7 protein-coding genes are annotated in these 7,156 nt (G+C 65.2%); 1 reads left to right on the top strand and 6 read right to left on the bottom strand.

Annotated features, from left to right (window positions below; all coding sequences use genetic code 11):
* Positions 1-229 precede the first annotated feature (229 nt).
* The 6 genes from IVB32_RS05320 to IVB32_RS05295 all read right to left on the bottom strand — a co-directional run bounded on the left by IVB32_RS05320 (position 230) and on the right by IVB32_RS05295 (position 6,218).
* Positions 230-1,462: a Zn-dependent hydrolase gene (locus IVB32_RS05320; RefSeq protein ID WP_018460331.1), complete on the bottom strand. Its 1,233-nt coding sequence runs from the start codon at positions 1,460-1,462 to the stop codon at positions 230-232.
* A complete protein-coding gene (locus IVB32_RS05315) occupies positions 1,455-2,240 on the bottom strand; it encodes an ABC transporter ATP-binding protein (RefSeq protein ID WP_018460330.1) in 786 nt (261 codons plus the stop codon). Before IVB32_RS05315 ends, IVB32_RS05320 begins: the two co-directional genes overlap by 8 nt.
* The gene (locus IVB32_RS05310; protein WP_007601313.1) at positions 2,237-3,010 is read right to left on the bottom strand and encodes an ABC transporter permease; all 774 of its coding nucleotides are present in this window, start codon (positions 3,008-3,010) and stop codon (positions 2,237-2,239) included. The genes IVB32_RS05315 and IVB32_RS05310 overlap by 4 nt, the downstream gene beginning before the upstream one ends.
* Before the next feature lie 73 nt (positions 3,011-3,083).
* Positions 3,084-4,028 carry an ABC transporter substrate-binding protein gene (locus IVB32_RS05305; protein ID WP_026234003.1) on the bottom strand — a complete coding sequence of 315 codons (945 nt, stop codon included), beginning with the start codon at positions 4,026-4,028 and terminating at the stop codon, positions 3,084-3,086.
* A 106-nt stretch (positions 4,029-4,134) separates the two neighbouring features.
* Entirely contained in the window at positions 4,135-4,863 is a 729-nt protein-coding gene (hutC, locus tag IVB32_RS05300; RefSeq protein WP_018460328.1) for a histidine utilization repressor, read from the bottom strand.
* Positions 4,860-6,218 (bottom strand): formimidoylglutamate deiminase, encoded by a 1,359-nt coding sequence (locus tag IVB32_RS05295; RefSeq protein ID WP_018460327.1) that lies wholly within the window; start codon positions 6,216-6,218, stop codon positions 4,860-4,862. Before IVB32_RS05295 ends, hutC begins: the two co-directional genes overlap by 4 nt.
* Positions 6,219-6,302: 84 nt before the next feature.
* Here IVB32_RS05295 and hutI point away from each other — a divergent pair.
* A partial coding sequence (gene hutI / locus IVB32_RS05290; RefSeq protein WP_247409949.1) for an imidazolonepropionase occupies positions 6,303-7,156 on the top strand: 854 nt, incomplete at its 3' end.

The raw sequence follows: 7,156 nt of genomic DNA, 5'->3' as shown, positions 1-7,156 counted from the left end.
CGGGAGAGCACGGCATAAGCCGTCCAACCATCGCGCAGGGAAGGCCGAGTGATTGGCTACACCTGTATGCTGCTGTGCGGTTTTTCTGCGTGTGCTTTTCGCGCAGCGGACCGCGGGTGCCAGCCGGCACCCGGCCTTCCCTGCGCCCTCTTGGACAAGAGGGTGAAGCGACGAAGCAAAGCTCGGGCGAAACACGCCGCGAGGATGCGAAGCTGTGTCTGTAATCGTTCTAGCCGCCGAGTATCCGCTGGCAAGCGTCGACAAACACCTGGGCGCCGGTGACGATGTCGACGTCGGCGGTGTTCTCGGTCCAGTGATGACTGATGCCGCCGATCGACGGTACGAACAGCATGCCCGCGGGCATGATTGTCGCCAGCATCTGCGCGTCGTGGCCGGCGCCGCTGGGCATGCGGATGGACCGTCCGCCGGCCAGGGCCTTGCTCGCGGCTTCGATCGCGTCCTGGATGCCCGCGTTCATCATGGCCGGCGCACCGGTGCGCAGTTTGTCCACGGTGACGGTGCAGGGGCCGTTCGCGCTGACCTCGTCCGCCATGCTCCGCAGCAGTTCTTCCAGCCGTGCGACGACGGAAGGATCGTCGTCGCGGATCTGGAACAGCATTTCGGCCGCACCCGGAATGATGCTCGGTGCGCCCGGATCGAGCGTGATGCGGCCGGTGGTCCAGACCGTGCGCAGGCCGCAGCTCTCGGGGAAACGCTTGTCGATCGCGACGCAGAACTTTGCCAGCGCCAGCCCGGCATCCTTCCGTGCAGCCATGCGGGTCGTGCCGGCGTGATTCTGTTCACCGACGAAATTGATCTGGTATTGCCAGATGCCGACGATGGAGGTGACGACGCCGATCGCAAGGCGACCGCTTTCGAGCGTGTCGCCCTGCTCGATATGGGCTTCCAGATATCCGACGTGCCGGCCCGGCTCGGCGGCGATGCGTGGTCGTCCTGCGAGCCCCATGTCGGCAAGTGCGGCCCGCATGGTGCGGCCGCTGGTGCGGTCGCGTGCGGCATCGATGTCGGTCTCGGTCAATTGGCCGACATAGGAGCGCGAACCGAGAAAGTGTCCAAAGTGTCCTTCCTCGTCGCACCAGGCGGCAACCTCGACCGCGCCTTCGAGCGAGGGATCGGCATTGAGCACGCGGGCCGCTTCGAGCGCGTAGACGACCCCGAGCGGGCCGTCGAGCCAGCCGGCGTAGTTCTGGCTTTCGAGGTGCGATCCCGCGAGCAGCTTGGGTCCCGACTTTGCGCTGGTGCCAAAGACATTGCCGATGCCGTCGATCGCGGCGGAGAGGCCTGCGTCGGGCAGCTTCTGCACCAGCCAATCCAGCGAAAGCTTGTGCGGCTCGGAGAAGGTCGGCTTGTGCACGCCGGTCTTGTACGCGCCAATGGCACGGAGCGCATTGAGATCGGCGAGAACGCGCTCGCCGTTTGCGCGTGAAAAGGTGTTAGGCATGCTCGGCAACCTTCAACGCCTCGGTGCGGATCTCCTCGACCAGCCGTTCCTTCAACTGCACAAATTCGGGCGTGGTCTTGATCTTGTAGGAGCGCGGATGCGGCAGGTCCACATTGATCTCGGCCTTGATGCGGCCGGGACGCGCGCTCATGACGATGACGCGGCTGCCGAGGAAGATCGCTTCCTCGATGTCGTGGGTCACGAACAGCACGGTCTTCTGGTCGCGCTCCCAGATCCCGAGCAGCATTTCCTGCATCAGGGCTCTCGTCTGGTTGTCGAGCGCGCCGAAGGGCTCGTCGAGCAGCAGGATCTTGGGATCATTGGCGAGCGCGCGCGCGATCGCGGTGCGCTGCTGCATGCCGCCGGAGAGCTGCTTTGGCCAATGGTTCTCAAAGCCGGACAAACCGACCTGGCGGATGAAGGCATCGGCGACCTTGTTTCGCTCCACCTCGGGCACGCCGCGCTCGCGAAGGCCGAAGGCGATGTTCTCGCGCACCGTCAGCCAGGGAAACAGCGTGTAGGACTGGAACACCATGCCGCGGTCGGCGCCCGGGCCAGTCACCTCGCGTCCGTCGAGCACCACACGTCCGCCGGTCGGGCGATCGAGGCCGGCGACGATGCGAAGCAGCGTGGACTTGCCGCAGCCGGAAGGGCCGAGGATGGTGACGAAGTCGTTGTTGCCGATCACAAGGTCGGTCGGCTCCAGCGCCCTCGTTGGCGCGTTGCCGTGGCGCGCGGGAAAAGTTCGCGAGACCTGTTCGATCTTGAGGATCGTCATGCGAGCCTCCAGGGAAACAGCCACGCGTTGAACGCCTTGAACAGGAAGTCCGAGACGAGGCCGATCAGCCCGATCACGATGATGCCGAAGATGATCTGGCCGGTGTTGAGCAGCGCCTGGCTGTCGGTGATCATGTGGCCGATGCCGGAGGAGGAGCCGATCAGTTCGGCGACGATGACATAGGTCCAGGCCCAGCCCAGCACCAGCCGCAGGATCTCGGCGATCTCCGGCGCGGAAGAGGGCAACAGCACGCGGCGGATGATGCCGCGGTCGCTGGCTCCCAGCGTATAGGCCGCCTCGACCAGGTCGCGCCGCGTGGTGCCGACGGTCACCGCGATCATCAGGATGATCTGGAACACCGAGCCGATGAAGATGACGAGCAGCTTCTGCAGCTCGCCGATGCCTGCCCACAGGATCAGGAGGGGAATGAAGGCGGAGGCCGGCAAATAGCGCGCAAAGGAAACGAACGGTTCGAGGAAGGCCTCGACCGGCTTGTACGCGCCCATCAGCACGCCGAACGGCACCGCGATGATTGCGGCCAGCACGAAGCCGCCGACGACGCGCCAGATCGTCATGCCGATGTCGAACAGGAAGCCCTGTTTGATGATCAGATCGACGCCTTCCTGCACCATGGTCAGCGGGTTGGCGAGGAACACCTTCGACACATGGCCGCCGAAGGTCGCCCAGGACCAGAGGGCTACGAACACCACGAAGAACGCAAGGCCGTAAGCCACGCGCTGCCTTGACGTCACGGGATCGAGGGGACGCATCAAACTGTCTATCCGGGCGGTGAACAAGTTTGCCGGCCCCGCGGCGAGACGGGGCCGGCGGCTCCTGGGAGATTTACTTGATATAGCTGGCGTCGAAGAGATCCTCGACCTTCGGCGCGGCCTTGATGATCCCGATCTCGAGCAGGAGGTCGGCGGCCTCCTTGTTGAAGGTCAGGAAATCGCCGGCGAAGAATTTCTGGTTCGCGGCCTTGTCCTGCCAGCGCAGATATTTTGCCGAGTTGCCGAACGCCTCGCCGCTCTGCTTCACGTCGGCACCCATGATCTCGTAGGCCTTGGCCTGGTCCTTGGCGATCATGTCGAGGGCCTCGAAATAGCTGTCGGCGAGCGCCTTGGCGGCCTTCGGGTTCTCGGTGAGGAATTTCGGCGTGCAGCCGAACGTGTCCATGACCATCGGATAGTCGAGCGTGGTCGCGATGATCTTGCCCTTGTCGGGGGCGGCACGAACCGTCGACAGATACGGCTCATAGGTCATCGCGGCATCGTTCTGGCCGGAGACAAAGGCCTGTGCCGCCGCCGCCGGCTCGAGGTTCACGACAGTGACGTCCTTCACCGACAAGCCGTTCTTCTTGAGCATCCAGGCCAGCGCGAAATAGGGCGAGGTACCGGGCGCGGAAGCAGCAACCGTCTTGCCCTTCAGATCCTTGATCGCGGCAAGCTCGTTGCGCACGGCCATGCCGTCGGCGCCGTAGCTCTTGTCGAGCTGGAAGATCTGCTTGGTCGCGACGCCGTTGGCGTTCCAGGAGATCCAGGTCTCCACGGTGGTCGCCGCGCACTGGACGTCGCCGGACGCGATCGCGAGATGGCGATCCTTCTGCGGAATCTTCTTGATGGTGACGTCGAGGCCGTTCTTCTTGAAAATGCCGGCTTCCTTCGCCAGCGTCAGCGGCGCGAACCCGGTCCATCCGGAAATGCCGACGCCGACCTTGACGTCGTCGGCGAGCACGGGGGTGGAGACCGCAAGTGCAATGACTGCCGCAAATACTTTCGAACTACGCATGATTGTCGTCCTCTTGCCGATCGATGGATTGACGTCCTGTTGATCTTGGTCGGTCCTCGCGGACCGTTGCCCGAAGCTTTGCACGATTTGTGCCGACATCGTCCTCTCAGCCTCCCTTGAATCGGGCGACAAGGCGGTGAGAGTCACCGGGATAGAGCAGCCGCACGGCGGTGATCGTGCGCGCGCTGCGCCAGGTATAGCGGTCGATCACGAGGCAGGGCGCGCCGACGGCGATGTCGAGCGCTTCGGCCGTGCGATCGTCCGCAACGATAGCGCTGATCGTATGCTCGGCCTCTGTCCATGGCACATGGTGAAGCAGCCACGAGCCGGGCGGCTCACGCGAAAAATCCGCGGCCGCCGCATCCGGCACCGACGCGAGATCGATCAGCCGGTCCTCGACGGCGAACGGCACGTTGTCGGCGCTGTGGCGGCAGGTGATCGCGACGACCTTGCCGGCCTTCTTGACGCCGAGGCGGTCGCGGTCGGCAGCCGTTGCGGCGCGGAGCTTGCGGCCGATCAGCTCGTAGCCGTAAGCGCGCCCGAGCGCGGTGATCTCGGCGCGCATGTCGGCGATCTTGAGCACGGCGGATTGATGTTGCGGGCGTCGCACGAAGGAGCCGGCACGTCGCCGCCGCTCGATCAGGTCGGCTTGCGCGAGCTCCGACAGCGCCTTGTTCACGGTCATGCGCGAGCAGCCGTAACGCGCCACCAGTTCGTGCTCGAACGGGATGCGATGCCCGGGCGGCCACTCGCCGGTCAGAATGCGCTTCTCGATATCGGCGCGGATCCGCTTGTAGAGCGTCGGCTTGTCGCCGGCATCTGTGGCGAGGCTCATGCGACGAGCCTCCGCACCGATGCGTTGAAGTGTTCGCGCGCGGCCTGGCGCAGTCTGTGCCGCCCGCCTTCGACGACCTTGTCGCCGCCGGCCCAGACGCAATCGATCGCGCCGTTGCCCCCAGCGAAGATCCAGCCGTCGATGGCGGCATCGCGCGCGCGCCCCGCCAGCGAGGGATGCGTGATGTCGAGCGTGACGATGTCGGCGCGTGCACCTGGCGTCAGACCGACTGACATCTGGGCTAGTGCCCGCGCACCGCCTGCAAGCGCATGATCGAACAGGGCGCGTCCCGTCGAGCGGCCTGCGCCGGCAGAGAGCACGTTGCGTTCACGGTGCTTGAGCCGTTGGCCATATTCGAGCTGACGCAGCTCGTCGGCGACGCCGACCAGCACATTGGAATCCGTGCCGACGCCAAAGGCACCGCCGGCACCGACGAATTCGCGCGCCGGGAAAATGCCATCACCAAGGCTTGCCTCGGTGATGGGGCAGAGGCCGGCGACCGCACCGGTCCTAGCGAAGGCGCGGACTTCCTCGTCCGTGGTGTGGGTGGCGTGAATGAGGCACCAGCGTTGATCGACGGGTGCGTGCTCCAGCAACCATTGCACCGGACGTCGTCCGGACCACGCCAGGCAATCCTCGACTTCCTTCACCTGCTCGGCGGCATGAATGTGCACCGGGCCGCCCTCCGCGAGTGGAATGATCGGTGCAAGCTCGGCCGGCGTCACCGCGCGCAAACTGTGCGGCGCGATGCCGATATTCGCGCCCGGCAGTCGTTCAATCGCCTTGCGCGAGGCAGCCATCAGTGCGGAAAATTGATCAACCGTACAGATGAAGCGGCGCTGGCCGGCATGCGGTGCTGCGCCCCCAAATGAGCCATGCGCATAAAAACTCGGCAGCAGCGTCAGCGCAATACCCGAAGCTTCGGCGGCCTGCGCGATGCGTGCGGCCATTTCGCCGATGTCGGCGTAGGGCGAGCCGTCGCGATCATGATGCAGATAATGGAATTCGCCGACGCGGGTAAAACCCTGCTCCAACATCTCGACATAAAGCAGTGTCGCGACCGCTGCGACGTCGTCAGGCGTCATCGCCAGCGCGAAGCGGTACATCGTCTCGCGCCAGGTCCAGAAGGTGTCGGTGCTATCGCCGCGCAGTTCCGCGAGACCCGCCATGCCGCGCTGGAAAGCGTGGCTGTGCAGGCTCGCAAGTCCCGGAAACGCGATGTCGTGGCGTTCATCGCCGGAGACCGGCGCCATGCCCGGCGTCACCTCGGCGATCGCGCCGGCGGTGATCACCACCTGCACGTCATTGGCCCAGCCCGAGGGCAGGAGCGCGGAGGCGAAATGCAGTCGTGTCATGTTTCCATGCCGGCTGGACAGAACCGCGACACGATTATATGTCTAGACATATAAGTCAAGCATCCCACGCGAAGGGACAGTTGCATGGCAGAACGCTTCGACCGGATCTGGCATAACGCCCGGCTCGCCACGATGCGGGCCGATGGTCCCGATCTCGGTGAGATCGAGCACGGCGTGATCGCCGCGCGCGGCGGCCGTATCGCTTATGCGGGTTCGCAGACCGATTTTCCGGCGAGCGCCGATGCAGCCGACCGGATCGATTGCGGAGGGCGCTGGATCACGCCCGGTCTCGTCGACTGTCACACCCATCTGGTCTATGGCGGTAACCGCGCCCATGAGTTCGAGCTGCGCCTGAAGGGCGCGAGCTACGAAGAGATCGCGCGCGCCGGCGGCGGTATCGTCTCGACAGTGGCCGCGACGCGCAAGGCAAGCGAGGCCGAGCTCGTAGCACACGCGCTGCCGCGGCTCGATGCGCTGATTGCCGAGGGTGCCACCACGGTCGAGATCAAGTCCGGCTACGGCTTGGACACCGAGACCGAGATGCGGCAGCTGGCCGCCGCGCGAAGCCTGGGCCGTCAGCGGCCGGTCGCGATCCGCACGTCGTTTCTCGGCGCGCATGCGCTGCCGCCAGAGGCCGATGGCGACAAGGATCGCTACATCGATCTCGTCTGCAGGGAGATGTTGCCGGCGGTCGCGAAGGCGGGCCTCGCCGATGCCGTCGATGCCTTCATGGAGGGGATCGCATTTTCCGGCGAGCAGACGGGGCGGGTGTTCGAGACGGCGAGGCGGCTCGGACTTCCGGTTAAGCTGCATGCTGACCAGCTCTCGAACCTCGGCGGGGCTGCGCTCGCCGCAAAATTCTCGGCGCTCTCGGCCGATCACCTCGAGCACACCGACGAAGCCGGTGCAGCGGCGATAGCGAAGGCCGGAACGGTGGC

This window comes from Bradyrhizobium sp. 23 (assembly GCF_023073295.1).
Taxonomy (GTDB): Bacteria; Pseudomonadota; Alphaproteobacteria; order Rhizobiales; family Xanthobacteraceae; genus Bradyrhizobium; species Bradyrhizobium canariense_D.
This window is presented reverse-complemented; position numbering and strand designations above follow the sequence as displayed.